Here is a 15324-nt window from a genome sequence, read left to right as displayed (position 1 = left end):
TCGCGCGCATTGTGCGCAGCAATTCGTCGCAGGTTGTTGTCGGTCTGCGTGCTGGGCGTGGCTCGCGGGCAGCCGAGCCGGTACAAAAAAGTTGCGACTGCAACGAGGCGCGTGTCGCGGAAAAGCACCGAGTCACAACTATAGACGAACTTGTTCGTTCTCACATGAGTGCGGGCGGCTTGCCAGTGTCGGCTTGTATCGCTTGTCCCTGCTTGTGTGCAGACACCCCTCTATATATAGCGCGAAGTTTTTTGGCGCCGATCGGTGTTTATGCAAAAGAAAATTCGCAGAAGGGGGTTGACGACCTGTCACTTGGTCTTCATAATCTCGCTTCTCTGCTGCTGATGCAGCGACGCAGAACGAAGCGGTGCCGGGTGGTTGAAATCAGGCGCTGCGAAGTGTGCGAACCGATCTTTAAAAACTAACAGCCGATAAGTGTGGGCGCTTGATGCGACGACGCTACGCCGGACTCTCCGGGGTCTGGCGGAAAAGCGAAAGTATCAAGTCTCACACAGTAATGAAAGGAAGGTTGCCTGACTCTTCTATGGAGGAGTGAGGTTAATCATTCGTCAGTACGTTGAGTGAGCGACCGGGTTCGAGAGAGCCCGAAAACAGTAACAGGTTTGAACTGAAGAGTTTGATCCTGGCTCAGATTGAACGCTGGCGGCATGCCTTACACATGCAAGTCGGACGGCAGCGCGGGCTTCGGCCTGGCGGCGAGTGGCGAACGGGTGAGTAATACATCGGAACGTGTCCTGTAGTGGGGGATAGCCCGGCGAAAGCCGGATTAATACCGCATACGCTCTGCGGAGGAAAGCGGGGGATCCTTCGGGACCTCGCGCTACAGGGGCGGCCGATGGCAGATTAGCTAGTTGGTGGGGTAAAGGCCTACCAAGGCGACGATCTGTAGCTGGTCTGAGAGGACGACCAGCCACACTGGGACTGAGACACGGCCCAGACTCCTACGGGAGGCAGCAGTGGGGAATTTTGGACAATGGGGGCAACCCTGATCCAGCAATGCCGCGTGTGTGAAGAAGGCCTTCGGGTTGTAAAGCACTTTTGTCCGGAAAGAAAACGCCGTGGCTAATACCCGTGGCGGATGACGGTACCGGAAGAATAAGCACCGGCTAACTACGTGCCAGCAGCCGCGGTAATACGTAGGGTGCAAGCGTTAATCGGAATTACTGGGCGTAAAGCGTGCGCAGGCGGTTCGCTAAGACAGATGTGAAATCCCCGGGCTTAACCTGGGAACTGCATTTGTGACTGGCGGGCTAGAGTATGGCAGAGGGGGGTAGAATTCCACGTGTAGCAGTGAAATGCGTAGAGATGTGGAGGAATACCGATGGCGAAGGCAGCCCCCTGGGCCAATACTGACGCTCATGCACGAAAGCGTGGGGAGCAAACAGGATTAGATACCCTGGTAGTCCACGCCCTAAACGATGTCAACTGGTTGTCGGGCCTTCATTGGCTTGGTAACGTAGCTAACGCGTGAAGTTGACCGCCTGGGGAGTACGGTCGCAAGATTAAAACTCAAAGGAATTGACGGGGACCCGCACAAGCGGTGGATGATGTGGATTAATTCGATGCAACGCGAAAAACCTTACCTACCCTTGACATGGATGGAATCCCGCTGAGAGGTGGGAGTGCCCGAAAGGGAGCCATCACACAGGTGCTGCATGGCTGTCGTCAGCTCGTGTCGTGAGATGTTGGGTTAAGTCCCGCAACGAGCGCAACCCTTGTCCCTAGTTGCTACGCAAGAGCACTCCAGGGAGACTGCCGGTGACAAACCGGAGGAAGGTGGGGATGACGTCAAGTCCTCATGGCCCTTATGGGTAGGGCTTCACACGTCATACAATGGTCGGAACAGAGGGTCGCCAAGCCGCGAGGTGGAGCCAATCCCAGAAAACCGATCGTAGTCCGGATCGCACTCTGCAACTCGAGTGCGTGAAGCTGGAATCGCTAGTAATCGCGGATCAGCATGCCGCGGTGAATACGTTCCCGGGTCTTGTACACACCGCCCGTCACACCATGGGAGTGGGTTTTACCAGAAGTGGCTAGTCTAACCGCAAGGAGGACGGTCACCACGGTAGGATTCATGACTGGGGTGAAGTCGTAACAAGGTAGCCGTATCGGAAGGTGCGGCTGGATCACCTCCTTTCCAGAGCTTGACGCGTCAGGGTGTTGAGCGCTCACGCTTATCGGCTGTAAGTAAAGAAACGCAGACAGACGCAGGGGTCTGTAGCTCAGTCGGTTAGAGCACCGTCTTGATAAGGCGGGGGTCGATGGTTCGAATCCATCCAGACCCACCAGCTGTCTTGTGTGGTGGCTGACCGGGGTGCTTACTGAGGTCCCCTGTATCTGTGTGACCCGCGGGGGGATTAGCTCAGCTGGGAGAGCACCTGCTTTGCAAGCAGGGGGTCGTCGGTTCGATCCCGTCATCCTCCACCAATTCCCAATGCCTAGTGTTCAGTGCGAGCTGAGCGTTATGCATTGGCAATTGAGCCAGTCAGCGTGATGCACGATCCAGTCGTGATATCGGCTGAACGTTCTTTAACAATCAGGAAGAAGTAGTAAAGAGATTCACGAAAGTGTGCCTGGAGATGGGTGCGCGAGTAGGTGAATCAGGGTTGTGATTGTATCGATGTATTTTAAAGGTGATCGAAAGATCGCTTTGGAATACGGCGCAACACGAATACTCAACCTGTAGCGAGTGGGTCCTGTCGTGTCCAGCACGATGAGACATACCCGTTATAGGGTCAAGCGAACAAGTGCATGTGGTGGATGCCTTGGCGATCACAGGCGATGAAGGACGCGGTAGCCTGCGAAAAGCTACGGGGAGCTGGCAAACGAGCTTTGATCCGTAGATGTCCGAATGGGGAAACCCACTCCGAATGGAGTATCCATGACTGAATCCATAGGTCATGTGAGGCGAACGCGGTGAACTGAAACATCTAAGTAACCGCAGGAAAAGAAATCAACCGAGATTCCCAGAGTAGTGGCGAGCGAAATGGGAGCAGCCTGCATTCTTTATCTGAACTGTTAGCTGAACGCTCTGGAAAGTGCGGCCATAGCGGGTGATAGCCCCGTAAGCGAAAACAGATTGGAAGAACTAGGTATGCGAGAAGTAGGGCGGGACACGTGAAATCCTGTCTGAAGATGGGGGGACCATCCTCCAAGGCTAAATACTCGTGATCGACCGATAGTGAACCAGTACCGTGAGGGAAAGGCGAAAAGAACCCCGGGAGGGGAGTGAAACAGATCCTGAAACCGCATGCATACAAACAGTCGGAGCCTTCGCAAGGGGGTGACGGCGTACCTTTTGTATAATGGGTCAGCGACTTACATTCAGTGGCAAGCTTAACCGATTAGGGCAGGCGTAGCGAAAGCGAGTCCGAACAGGGCGTTCAGTCGCTGGGTGTAGACCCGAAACCAGGTGATCTATCCATGGCCAGGATGAAGGTGCGGTAACACGTACTGGAGGTCCGAACCCACTAACGTTGAAAAGTTAGGGGATGAGCTGTGGATAGGGGTGAAAGGCTAAACAAACCTGGAAATAGCTGGTTCTCTCCGAAAACTATTTAGGTAGTGCCTCGTGTATCACCTTCGGGGGTAGAGCACTGTCATGGTTGTGGGGTCCATTGCGGATTACTACGCCATAGCAAACTCCGAATACCGAAGAGTGCAATCACGGGAGACAGACATCGGGTGCTAACGTCCGGTGTCAAGAGGGAAACAACCCAGACCGCCAGCTAAGGTCCCCAAATATGGCTAAGTGGGAAACGAAGTGGGAAGGCTAAAACAGTCAGGAGGTTGGCTTAGAAGCAGCCATCCTTTAAAGAAAGCGTAATAGCTCACTGATCGAGTCGTCCTGCGCGGAAGATGTAACGGGGCTAAGCCATATACCGAAGCTGCGGATGCATATTTATATGCATGGTAGGAGAGCGTTCCGTAAGCCTGCGAAGGTGCACTGGAAAGTGTGCTGGAGGTATCGGAAGTGCGAATGCTGACATGAGTAGCGATAAAGGGGGTGAAAGGCCCCCTCGCCGTAAGCCCAAGGTTTCCTACGCAACGTTCATCGGCGTAGGGTGAGTCGGCCCCTAAGGCGAGGCAGAAATGCGTAGCTGATGGGAAGCAGGTTAATATTCCTGCACCATTGTTGAATGCGATGGGGGGACGGATCGCGGAAGGTTGTCCGGGTGTTGGAAGTCCCGGTCCTTGCATTGGAGAAGGCGCTTTGGCAAATCCGGGCGCGGAATTCAAGGGTGCGAGGCCAGTGATCTAGGTCACGAAGCAATCGGAAGTGGTTCCGGGAAAAGCCTCTAAGCTTCAGTTCAACAAGACCGTACCGCAAACCGACACAGGTGGGCGAGATGAGTATTCTAAGGCGCTTGAGAGAACTCGGGAGAAGGAACTCGGCAAATTGGTACCGTAACTTCGGGATAAGGTACGCCCCTGTAGCTTGACTCGCCTGCGCGAGAAGGGTGAAGGGGTTGCAATAAACTGGTGGCTGCGACTGTTTAATAAAAACACAGCACTCTGCAAACACGAAAGTGGACGTATAGGGTGTGACGCCTGCCCGGTGCCGGAAGATTAAATGATGGGGTGCAAGCTCCTGATTGAAGTCCCGGTAAAACGGCGGCCGTAACTATAACGGTCCTAAGGTAGCGAAATTCCTTGTCGGGTAAGTTCCGACCTGCACGAATGGCGTAACGATGGCCACACTGTCTCCTCCCGAGACTCAGCGAAGTTGAAGTGTTTGTGATGATGCAATCTCCCCGCGGCTAGACGGAAAGACCCCATGAACCTTTACTGTAGCTTTGCATTGGACTTTGAACCGGTCTGTGTAGGATAGGTGGGAGGCTGTGAAGCGTGGACGCCAGTCTGCGTGGAGCCATCCTTGAAATACCACCCTGATCTGTTTGAGGTTCTAACCTTGGTCCGTAATCCGGATCGGGGACAGTGCATGGTAGGCAGTTTGACTGGGGCGGTCTCCTCCCAAAGTGTAACGGAGGAGTACGAAGGTACGCTAGGTACGGTCGGAAATCGTGCTGATAGTGCAATGGCATAAGCGTGCTTAACTGCGAGACCGACAAGTCGAGCAGGTGCGAAAGCAGGTCATAGTGATCCGGTGGTTCTGTATGGAAGGGCCATCGCTCAACGGATAAAAGGTACTCTGGGGATAACAGGCTGATACCGCCCAAGAGTTCATATCGACGGCGGTGTTTGGCACCTCGATGTCGGCTCATCTCATCCTGGGGCTGTAGCCGGTCCCAAGGGTATGGCTGTTCGCCATTTAAAGAGGTACGTGAGCTGGGTTTAAAACGTCGTGAGACAGTTTGGTCCCTATCTGCCGTGGGCGCTGGATATTTGAAGGGGGCTGCTCCTAGTACGAGAGGACCGGAGTGGACGAACCTCTGGTGTACCGGTTGTCACGCCAGTGGCATCGCCGGGTAGCTATGTTCGGAAGAGATAACCGCTGAAAGCATCTAAGCGGGAAACTCGCCTTAAGATGAGATATCCCCGGGGCTTCGAGCCCCTTGAAGGGTCGTTCAAGACCAGGACGTTGATAGGTCAGGTGTGTAAGCGCAGTAATGCGTTCAGCTAACTGATACTAATTGCCCGTAAGGCTTGATCCTATAACAGGTGTGTGTCGGCAGCCGTGAGTGCTTCAGCACTTATGGATGCCCCACCCTGCGCCACGCGCAGGGTCTTATGCAGACCACACACGGTTGAGATCCATGTTGTGCCCGATACAGCACAACCCCGCATCGCCTGGTGTGCATCACCAGAAACTACTTCTTCCAGATTGGCTGTATTGCCCCACCGGCAGTACGGCAACCCGTCAAAGCCTGATGACCATAGCGAGTCGGTCCCACCCCTTCCCATCCCGAACAGGACCGTGAAACGACTCCACGCCGATGATAGTGCGGATTACCCGTGTGAAAGTAGGTAATCGTCAGGCTCCCCACCACCGTCAGAAACCCCACCCCGCAAAGGTGGGGTTTCTGCGTTTACGGACCGCGGAAAAACCAACGCCACACAAAACGGATGCCCCCAACAAGCCCATCAGCAAATGACTGCACGCCGTGCAGCCATTTCGCGGTTTCAGCCAGTTAAGCGTGGCCGTCAAGCCCTCTTGCGTGCGGGAAGCTGATGCGGCAAACCGGCGGTAAAGCGATCGAGCCGTTCGCTCGCTTCGGTGATTGCCCACAGCGGGGCGCGATGCAATTGTTGATCGTAGTTCGTCGCTATTTGCGCAAAAAGCACAAATTCATCTTCGTCTAGCGCCCATCTCCCGGTATCTCGCCCAATATCGAACGCCTTCGCTATCACGCGCTCCGCCGCGCCGAGCTGCTCACTGGTCGCTGATCCGAAGCCAGCTTCCGCCAGAAAGCCCGTCAACAGCATCACTTGCGTCAGCGTCTGAGCGTCGCCCATTCCGCCGTCGCCTCGGCGCAACGCATCCAGCGCCAGATGTACGCGCAAGGCGAGATCATCGGCGACTTGACGGGCGATCGGCAGCAGCATTGCCTTGGCGTGGCGGGCGCGGCCAGCGCCGGTAGGTCGGGAAAACGGGATAGGTTGTGCCATGAAGGTTCAGAATTGTGCCTGTGCAGATGCAATAACGGCGCGCGCGAAAAAAGGTTGAGCCCGCCGAACCCCGGCGCCAATCCCGAGTCAATCCCCGCCGTCCAGCCCATTAATCTCAGCGGAATCCGCCGGCGCGACGTTGCGCGCCCGCACCCGCCGACGGATCTCAGAATCCAGTATCAATCTCCCTCGCAACTTCCCTTTCATCCGCTTCACGTACCGGGGCGCCTCGGTCATATGCACGGTCATCAGTTCGCGCACTTTTTCGACATCACGCTCGCGTGCCGCCTTGGTAATCGCCTTATGAATCTTGACGTTGGCCTGTCCGAACCGCTCATGCTCAGCCTGCGGCGTATCGTTACGGAACTCGATCAGTTGCCGGATCATCTCGTTGATGAGTTCGCAACTGAAGCGCAGAAACGGATTCGGATTCGCCGCAGCGAGAATGTCGTGGAAATTCACATCCTCCTGACGTTGCCGCACGATATCCTGGCCCCCGTGCACCGAAGCGGGCCGGTCGCAACACGCGATGCTCGCCTCGAGCGCGTCGAAATCCTGCTCCGTCAGGTAGGGCACCGCCCCGGCCGCGAGCTCCGGCTCGAGGAGTTTGCGCACGGTGTAAATGTCGTCGATAGACACGTCCTTGAAGAACAGATAGTTCTGCAGAAGCTGCAACGTTCGATCCAGCGGCACCTCCACCACCATGCCGCCGCCGCTCGGTCCAGTTGTCACCTTGATGAGCCCTTGCACTTCCAGCGATTTCAGCGCCTCGCGAATCGTGCTCTTGCTCACCGAAAAGAGCTGCTGCAGTTCGACCTCGCGCGGCAGCCGGTCGCCGGGCTTCAGATCCTTCTCTGTGATCAAGCGCTTGATTTCCTCCGCGACCAGATCGGCGCGCTTTTGCTGCTTGATCTCGATCGCCGCGCCAGCCTTGGCTCGATCCATGGCCATGTTCACTACTCCCATTTTGTGTACTGCACCATCCGCGTTCCGCCAACGTCCACCGCAACGCAGGCCGTCGCGCGTCGTCGCCACCAGGAATTTTGCCTTATTGACACCGGAATTTATTGTACCTACGATCGTTTCTAACCTATTTATCATGATAAATAGCACAGAGCCGAAGCGGTGAAAAAGTTCTCGGCGGCCAGCAGGTTTTCGCAGTCGTTCAGTGCGTGTCTCTTCGAAGGAGCGTCATTTTGAATCGCCGAAATATGTTGAAGCTGGCCGCGCTGTCGGCCGTCCCGGGCACGCTTGGCTCGCTCGTCGCGCGCAGCGCCTTTGCCCAGGCGGGCACCCTTCAATTCGCCTGTCCGGTACCGATGTCGGGCGCATTCGCCGCAAACGGCAAATACGCCGATCTCGGCATGAAGCTCGCCATCGAACAATATGGCAAGGTGCTGGGAGAACCGCTCGCTTATTCGGTGCTGGACACCGAGGGCAAGCCGGCGACGGCAGTGCGCCGCGTGCAGGAAATCGCGCAGCAAAAGAACGCGCGGTTCTTCGCCGGCGGTATTTTGTCGTCCGAAGCATTGGCGATGGGCAAGGAAGTGCAGAAGGCCGGCGGCGTTTTCATCACGACGGCGGGCGCCGACGAAATCACCGGAAAGGACTGCAATGACGCCACTTTCCGCTGGTCCGTACCCACCTATGGCGCGATTGAACAGACGGTGCGCCCGCTCGCGCAGATGCTGCCGAAGGCCAAGCGCTGGTACACCATCACGCCGCAATACGTGTTCGGCGACGGTTTGCTGTCCGCGGCGAAAGCGGTCTTCAAGGACAAAGGCATCGAGCACGTGGGCAACAGCTATCACTCGCTCAACGAAAAGGAATTCAGCGGCTATCTGACGAATGCGGTCGCCGCGAAGCCTGACGTGCTGCTCATCCTGAACTTCGGCTCGCAATCGTCGGACACGCTGCGCCAGGCCGTGAGTTTCGGCATGAAAAACAACTGCACGATCCTGCTCGCGTGGGCTTCCGGCCTCGAGCAATTCGAGTCGCTCGGCGCGGATCTGTGCGACGGCGTCTATTTCGGCGCGCAGTATTGGCATGCCATCGATTCGCCGCTCAACCGCGATCTTGTCAAACGCACGCAGGCGGCATTCAAGGCCAATCCCAACTACAGCCTCGCGGGCTCGTACGTCTGCACGAAGATTTTGCTCGACGGCATCGTCAAGGCCGGCAATGTCGATCCGAAGAAAGTGGTCGCGGCGCTCGAAGGCATGAAATACGACGGTTTGACAGGACCCGAAGAAGTCCGCAAGGGCGATCATCAGGTGCTGAAAAACTACTATCTGCTGAAGGGTAAGGCGAAGAGCAAGATGAAAAATGCCGACGACTACGCGGATATCGTGAGTTCGGGCCAATCATTCCTGCCGCTCGACAAGACCGGTTGCAAGCTGACCTGACGCGAAACCGCGCGCGAAGCTTCGCCGCGACCGGACGGTGTCGGGGGCCCAGCGGGGCACGCATTAACGCAGCAACGTTTCGCCTAACCTTCAGGCGGTAGCCATGAACGTTTATCTTCTGCAGATCGTCAACGGTATCGGAGTCGGGATGCTGTACTTCCTGCTCGCGGTCGGTTTGTCGATCGTCTTCGGCCTGCTGCGCTTCGTGAACTTCGCGCACGGTGCCTTTTATCTGCTCGGCGCTTACTTCTGCTATCAGGCGATGCAGTGGTCGATGAGCTTCTGGGCAGCACTCGTCGTCGTGCCGATTGCAGTGGGCGCGTTGGCGTGGGTCGTCGAGAAACTGGTGCTGCGTCACGTCTACGCTCAGCAGCACGAGTTTCATATTCTCGCGACGGTGGGCCTCGCGCTCGTCGTTCAGGAATGCGCGATTCTCGCGTGGGGGCCGCTTGGCGACAACGTGGCCGTTCCCGACGTCCTGAACGGCGTGGTGATCTGGGGCAGCTTTGTCTATCCAAAGTACCGTCTGTTCGTGATCGGCTTCACCGCGGTGCTCGCCGCATTGCTGTGGTGGGTGCTCGAGGGGACGCGTCTTGGCAGCGCAGTGCGGGCGGGCAGCGAATCGACGGAAATGGTGTCGCTGCTCGGCATCAATGTGTTGCGCGTGTTCAGTCTTGTGTTCGCACTCGGCGCCGCCACAGCTGCGCTCGCCGGCGTGCTCGCGGCGCCGATTCGCGGTGTCGATCCTTTCATGGGCATCGAGGCACTCGGCGTCGCCTTTGTCGTCGTGGTGGTGGGCGGCATGGGCAACTTTCTCGGCGCGCTGGTGGGTGGACTGCTCGTCGGCATCGTGCAGAGCGTGATGAGCACGCTATGGCCCGAGGGCGCGCGTCTGATGATCTACGTCGCGATGGCCGCCGTCCTCCTTTTGCGGCCGAATGGCTTACTCGGGAGAGCCGCGTGATCAATACTTCGAAATCCGCAGTGACGAAGCCGGGGCCGCATGCATCGGGCCGCCCGTTAGGCCACGCGCTGCATCGCTACCGTTTTCTTTTGCTGGCGTTGCTCGTCGTGTGCACTCTGCCCGCGACGCTGCGCTCCGGCTCGCTCGCTACCGAAGTGCTCGTATTCGCGCTTGCTGCGCTGGGCTGCAATCTTCTGCTCGGCCATACGGGGCTGCTGTCGTTCGGGCAAGGCATCTTCTTTGGACTCGGCAGCTACAGCGCGGGGCTCGTGCTGACCAAAGCCGCGTTGCCGGTTCCCGTCGCGCTGTTGGCGGCGATCGCGATCGGTGCCGTGGCGGCCGCGTTTGTCGGATGGTTTTCGATCAGACAGCGCGGTACCTATTTCGTGATGCTGACGCTCGCGTTCGGGCAACTGTTCTACTTCCTCGCCTACACCACGCCGGATCTGACCGGCGGCGACAACGGCCTGCTCGATATTCCGCGCCCTGCGCTCGGGCTATTCGGCAAGGAATTGATCGTGCTGACGTCTCCCTGGCAGTACTACGGATTCGTCGCGGTACTTTTCCTCGTCGTATTCTGGCTGCTCATGCGCGTTTCGCACTCGGTATTCGGCCGCACGCTGCTCGCCATCCGCGACAACGAAGCGCGCGCCGCGGCTGTCGGTTACGACGTCAAGCGATTCAAGCTGATGGCGTTCGTGATCTCCGGCGGAGTCACGGGGCTTGCGGGCGCGCTGCACGCGCTGATGACCGGTATCGCGCCGCTATCCAATATCGACTACCACACGAGCGAAATGATCCTCGTGATGACCGTGATAGGCGGCACCGGCAATCTGTTTGCGTCGGTACTGGGCGCAGCATTCTATGTGCTGTTCGCCGACTGGCTCTCTACATTGTGGCCGCGCTGGCTGCTGTTGCTCGGCATCGTGCTGATGGCGGTGAGCCTCTACATGCAGCGCGGCTTGTGGGGACTCGGCGAGCGGATCTGGCAAGCACTGCGCCGCAATCCGCCAGTCCACGCCAACCCGGCCGATGCCGGCGACGACCCCGCAACGGAGCGCATATGAGCGAAGCCATTCTCAACGCAAGCGGCGTGGCGAAGCGCTACGGCAAATTCGCGGCGCTCTCCGATGTCAACTTGCGCATCATGCCGCGCACCGTGCATTCGGTGATCGGCCCGAACGGCGCGGGCAAGACCACGCTCTTTCATGTGCTGACCGGCACGCTGCCGCTCACCGCGGGCACCATCGTGTTCGACGGCCACGACGTGACGCACGAGCCCGACCACAAGCGCGTGCGTCGCGGCGTCGCGAGATCGTTTCAGGTGACGAGCCTGTTCGCCAATCTGAGCGTGCGCGAGAACCTGCGGCTGGCCGCGCAAGGCGTCGACGCGACGCGCGCGCTCAACGCATGGACGCCGCCGCGCGGCGCGATCGCGCACACGGATACCGTCGACGGCGTGCTCGAACGCCTGGCGTTGCAACGCTTCAGCGAAGTCTCCGCAGGCGCGTTGTCGCATGGACAGCAGCGGCGGCTCGAGGTCGGCATGGCGCTCGCCGCGCGCCCCAAGGCGATTTTTCTCGACGAGCCGACGTCCGGCATGGGCATCGATGATCTCGACGCTATGAAGCAGCTGATCCGCGGCCTGCGCGACGACTACACCGTCGTGCTGATCGAGCACAACATGGGCATCGTGATGGACATCTCAGACACGATTACCGTCATGCAACAAGGGCGCGTGCTGGTGGAAGGACGGCCCGACGAGATTCGCGGCGACGAGCGCGTGCGCAGCGCGTATCTCGGCAACATGATCACCGGAGGCCGCGCATGATGCTCGACGTGCAGGACATTCACGGCTTCTACGGCAAAAGTCACATACTGCAAGGCGTTTCGCTGCAGATCGGCGAGGGCGAGACCGTCACGCTCCTCGGCCGCAACGGCGCGGGCAAGTCCACCACGTTGAAGGCGATTGCCGGCGTGGTCGCGCCGAAAAACGGTCGCGTGACCTTCAACGGCGCCACGATCAGCACGCTGCCGCCGCACAAGATCGCGTCGCGCGGCGTGTGCTTCGTGCCCGAACACCGCGGTATCTTCCGCTTGCTCACGGTCGAAGAGAACCTGCGGCTCGGCGCGCGCAAGGACTCGCCGTGGCAACTCGACGACATCTACCGCATTTTTCCGCGCCTGAAGGAGCGGCGTACGAACGGCGGCGGACAGTTGTCGGGCGGCGAACAGCAGATGCTCGCCATTGGCCGCGCGTTGATGAATCACCCACGACTGCTGATGCTGGACGAACCCGTCGAAGGCCTCGCACCCGTGATCGTCGAAGAAATCGTCGCGCAACTGAAGCTGATTCGCGAAGCGGGCGTCGCCATTCTGCTCGTCGAGCAGAACCTGGAAGTCTGCACGCAACTCGCGGATCGCCACTACATCATCGAACAGGGCGTGATCGTTTATTCGGGCGACAACGCGTCGTTCGCCGCGGACGATTCGATCAAGGACCGCTATCTGGGCGTCGGCGTCGTCTGAGCCCGCACCCGACTTCATTATGAGGAAGCATTGATGCAAGTTCATGACTTTGAGAGCGGCGCGGCGCTCGCTCGTTTGCGCGTCGACGGCCAACGGCTTTGGAACAGCCTCATGCAACTCGCGCAGATCGGCGCGACGGAGAAGGGCGGCGTTTGCCGGCTCGCGCTGACCGAACTGGATCGCATCGCGCGCGACTGGTTTGTCGCGTGGGCGAAGGAAATCGGCTGCACGGTGCGGGTGGACGCAATCGGCAATATCTTCGCGCGCCGGGCAGGCTTGCGCGACGATCTGCCGCCTGTCATGACGGGCAGTCATATCGACACGCAGCCGACCGGCGGCAAATTCGACGGCAACTACGGCGTGCTTGCGGGCCTCGAAGTGCTGCGCACGCTGGCCGACGCCAACATTACGACGCTCGCGCCGCTCGAAGTCGCGGTGTGGACCAACGAGGAAGGCTCACGCTTCGTGCCGGTGATGATGGGCTCCGGTGTCTTCGCCGGCGCGTTTACGCTGGACCATGCGCTCGATCAGCGCGACCGCGACGGCGTCTCGGTGCGCGACGCGTTGGCCGCCATCGGCTACATCGGCGAAAACATAAAACCGCATACCGTTGCAGCGTATTTCGAAGCGCACATCGAGCAGGGGCCGGTGCTGGAGGCGCACGACAAGACCATCGGCATTGTGCAAGGCGCGCTCGGCCAGCGCTGGTACGACGTGACCGTGCACGGCATGGAAGCGCATGCCGGCCCCACGCCGATGGAACTGCGCCGCGATGCGCTCCTCGTCGCCGCCGATGTGATCCACGCGGTGAACCGCATCGCGCTCGATCATGCGCCGCATGGCCGCGGCACGGTCGGCTGGCTCGACGTGCATCCGAACTCGCGCAACGTCATCCCGGGCCGTGTGAAGCTCACGGTCGACCTGCGAGCCGCCGACGACGCCACGCTCACCGCGATGGACAGCGCGTTGCGCGCCCTTTGCGAGGCTGCCGGCAAGCAGGCGGGCATCGAGGTGGCGATCGAGCCTGTGGTGTACTTTCCGCCGCAGCCGTTCGCAAGTGATCTGGTCGCCGCCGTCAAGCAAGGCGCGGACATGCTCGGTTTGTCGTCGATGGACGTGATCAGCGGCGCGGGCCACGACGCGGTGTATCTCGCGCGCGTCGCGCCGGCCGCGATGATCTTCGTGCCCTGCAAGGACGGCATCAGCCACAACGAGATCGAGGACGCGCGCGCGGAGCATCTCGAAGCCGGCTGCAATGTGCTGCTGCAAGCCATGCTGAAGGCCGCGCAAACCGTGCGCCCAATTGCAGTGGCAGAGGATGAGAGCGTATGAAAATCCTGATTGCGCGGATGAACCACGAGACGAACACGTTCTCGCCGGTGGCCACGCCGTTGTCCGCTTTCGGCCAGAACGGCGCGAACGCCGGCCCCAGTTTCGGCGAGGACGCATTCAACGACAACAAGGGCATGCAGACCGCAATGGCCGCGTTTATCGACGCCGCCGAGCGCGAGGGCGCGCAGATCGTGACGCCCGTGTCGGCGGCGGCCAATCCGAGCGGGCCCGTCGAAGCCGCCGCCTACGACACCATCTGCGACGCGATTCTCGCCGCCGCGCCCGGGTGCGATGCCGTGATGCTCGATCTGCACGGCGCGATGGTCGCGGAGAATTCGAACGACGGCGAGGGCGATCTGCTCGCGCGCGTGCGCGCCGCGTTGCCCGATGCGCCGATTGCCGTTGCGCTGGATTTGCACGGCAACGTTACGCAAAAGATGATCGACAACGCGGACGTGATCGTCAGCTTCAAGACGTATCCGCACGTCGACATGTACGAGACCGGCGCGCACGCCGCGCGTTTGCTGTTCGCGCTCGTGCACGGCAACGCGAAACCCGTGATCGCGTGGCGTCAGCCGCCGTTGCTCACGCACACGTTGCGCAGCTCCACGGCGGAGGGCGCGATGAAGCGCGCCATGGATGCAGCGCGCGCCGCCGAGGCCGAAGGCATGCTCGCCGTGTCGGTATTGTCGGGTTTTTCTCTCGCGGATATCGAGGCGCCGTGCATCAGCGTCGTAGTCGTCGGCGATGGAGACCGCACGCAAGCCGAAGCAGTGGCCGAACGCATCGCGCGGCAAATCTGGAGCGAGCGCGAAGATTTCGTTTATCGCAGCGCGCCGCTCGCGGAGTCGGTCGCGCAAGCGGCCGCGCTGGCGAAAGACGCCGACAAGCCCGTGTTGCTGCTCGACCATGGCGACAACTGCATGTCCGGCGGCACCTGCGACACCATGGACCTGTTGGAGGAAGCGCTCGCGCAGAACCTCGACGGCATCGTAACCGGGCCATTATGCGATCCGCAGGCGGTGGCCGCGCTGATGGCGGCGGGCGTCGGCAGCACGGTCACCATCACGGTCGGCAACAAGGTCGAGAGTAGCGCGATAAAGCCGCGCGCGCCCGTTGCAATGACCGGTGTCGTGCGCGCGTTGACCGACGGCGAGTACGTGATCAGCGGTCCGACTTACACGGGGCAGCGCGCTCACATGGGCCGCGCCGCGGTGCTCGACACGGGCGCGGTGAAACTGGTCGTGACCGAGCATACGCACGAACCTTGGGACCTCGGCGTATTCGAGAGCGTCGGCATCGACCCGCGTCGCGCGCGCTTTCTGCTGCTGAAATCGCGCATGTATTGCCGACCGGTTTTCGTGCCGATTTCCGCCGGACTCGTGGAATGCGACAGCCGCGGCGTAACGAGTTCCGACTATGGGCTTTTCGCATTCAGGAATGTGAAGCGCCCGGTCTTTCCACTCGATCCCCACGCTGAGTGGAACGCGACGCACTGAATCA

9 protein-coding genes, 2 tRNA genes and 3 rRNA genes are annotated in these 15324 nt (G+C 59.7%); 12 read left to right on the top strand and 2 right to left on the bottom strand.

All coding sequences use genetic code 11. The annotated features are described in order from the left end of the window. Positions 1-625 precede the first annotated feature (625 nt). The 5 genes from ACEN8U_RS00335 (at position 626) to rrf (ending at position 5962) form a co-directional block, all read left to right on the top strand. A 16S ribosomal RNA gene (locus ACEN8U_RS00335) occupies positions 626-2158 on the top strand. Between the two features lie 74 nt (positions 2159-2232). Further along, positions 2233-2309: transfer RNA gene (locus ACEN8U_RS00330), tRNA-Ile, on the top strand. A 63-nt stretch (positions 2310-2372) separates the two neighbouring features. After that, positions 2373-2448: transfer RNA gene (locus ACEN8U_RS00325), tRNA-Ala, on the top strand. 306 nt (positions 2449-2754) lie between these two features. Further along, positions 2755-5636, top strand: a 23S ribosomal RNA gene (locus ACEN8U_RS00320). Between the two features lie 212 nt (positions 5637-5848). Continuing rightward, positions 5849-5962, top strand: a 5S ribosomal RNA gene (gene rrf / locus ACEN8U_RS00315). Together the 16S, 23S and 5S rRNA genes with 2 tRNA genes alongside form the textbook arrangement of a ribosomal RNA operon. 164 nt (positions 5963-6126) lie before the next feature. Here rrf and ACEN8U_RS00310 read toward each other — a convergent pair. Next, complete coding sequence (locus ACEN8U_RS00310; RefSeq protein ID WP_310109623.1) at positions 6127-6591, bottom strand: hypothetical protein; 465 nt, start codon at positions 6589-6591, stop codon at positions 6127-6129. A gap of 87 nt (positions 6592-6678) precedes the next feature. Continuing rightward, positions 6679-7542 (bottom strand): FadR/GntR family transcriptional regulator, encoded by an 864-nt coding sequence (locus tag ACEN8U_RS00305; RefSeq protein ID WP_310109648.1) that lies wholly within the window; start codon positions 7540-7542, stop codon positions 6679-6681. A gap of 245 nt (positions 7543-7787) precedes the next feature. On the opposite strand from ACEN8U_RS00305, the gene ACEN8U_RS00300 reads away from it, so the two are divergent. From ACEN8U_RS00300 to ACEN8U_RS00270, 7 genes are all read left to right on the top strand, one after another. Beyond that, entirely contained in the window at positions 7788-8996 is a 1209-nt protein-coding gene (locus ACEN8U_RS00300) for an ABC transporter substrate-binding protein (RefSeq protein WP_013591562.1), read from the top strand. A 103-nt stretch (positions 8997-9099) separates the two neighbouring features. After that, the gene (locus tag ACEN8U_RS00295) at positions 9100-9960 is read left to right on the top strand and encodes a branched-chain amino acid ABC transporter permease (protein WP_310109622.1); all 861 of its coding nucleotides are present in this window, start codon (positions 9100-9102) and stop codon (positions 9958-9960) included. After that, complete coding sequence (locus ACEN8U_RS00290) at positions 9957-11027, top strand: branched-chain amino acid ABC transporter permease (RefSeq protein ID WP_310109620.1); 1071 nt, start codon at positions 9957-9959, stop codon at positions 11025-11027. The genes ACEN8U_RS00295 and ACEN8U_RS00290 overlap by 4 nt, the downstream gene beginning before the upstream one ends. Beyond that, positions 11024-11791 carry an ABC transporter ATP-binding protein gene (locus tag ACEN8U_RS00285; protein ID WP_310109619.1) on the top strand — a complete coding sequence of 256 codons (768 nt, stop codon included), beginning with the start codon at positions 11024-11026 and terminating at the stop codon, positions 11789-11791. The genes ACEN8U_RS00290 and ACEN8U_RS00285 overlap by 4 nt, the downstream gene beginning before the upstream one ends. After that, the gene (locus ACEN8U_RS00280) at positions 11788-12489 is read left to right on the top strand and encodes an ABC transporter ATP-binding protein (protein WP_310109617.1); all 702 of its coding nucleotides are present in this window, start codon (positions 11788-11790) and stop codon (positions 12487-12489) included. Before ACEN8U_RS00285 ends, ACEN8U_RS00280 begins: the two co-directional genes overlap by 4 nt. 33 nt (positions 12490-12522) lie before the next feature. Beyond that, a complete protein-coding gene (locus ACEN8U_RS00275; protein ID WP_310109616.1) occupies positions 12523-13821 on the top strand; it encodes a Zn-dependent hydrolase in 1299 nt (432 codons plus the stop codon). Then, positions 13818-15320: a M81 family metallopeptidase gene (locus ACEN8U_RS00270; RefSeq protein WP_310109615.1), complete on the top strand. Its 1503-nt coding sequence runs from the start codon at positions 13818-13820 to the stop codon at positions 15318-15320. Before ACEN8U_RS00275 ends, ACEN8U_RS00270 begins: the two co-directional genes overlap by 4 nt. Positions 15321-15324 lie beyond the last annotated feature (4 nt).

The sequence above is a fragment of the Paraburkholderia phenoliruptrix genome, from assembly GCF_047325075.1.
Classification (GTDB): Bacteria; Pseudomonadota; Gammaproteobacteria; order Burkholderiales; family Burkholderiaceae; genus Paraburkholderia; species Paraburkholderia phenoliruptrix.
The sequence above is the reverse complement of the archived record's forward strand: the minus strand, read 5'-3'. Positions and strand labels throughout refer to the sequence as shown.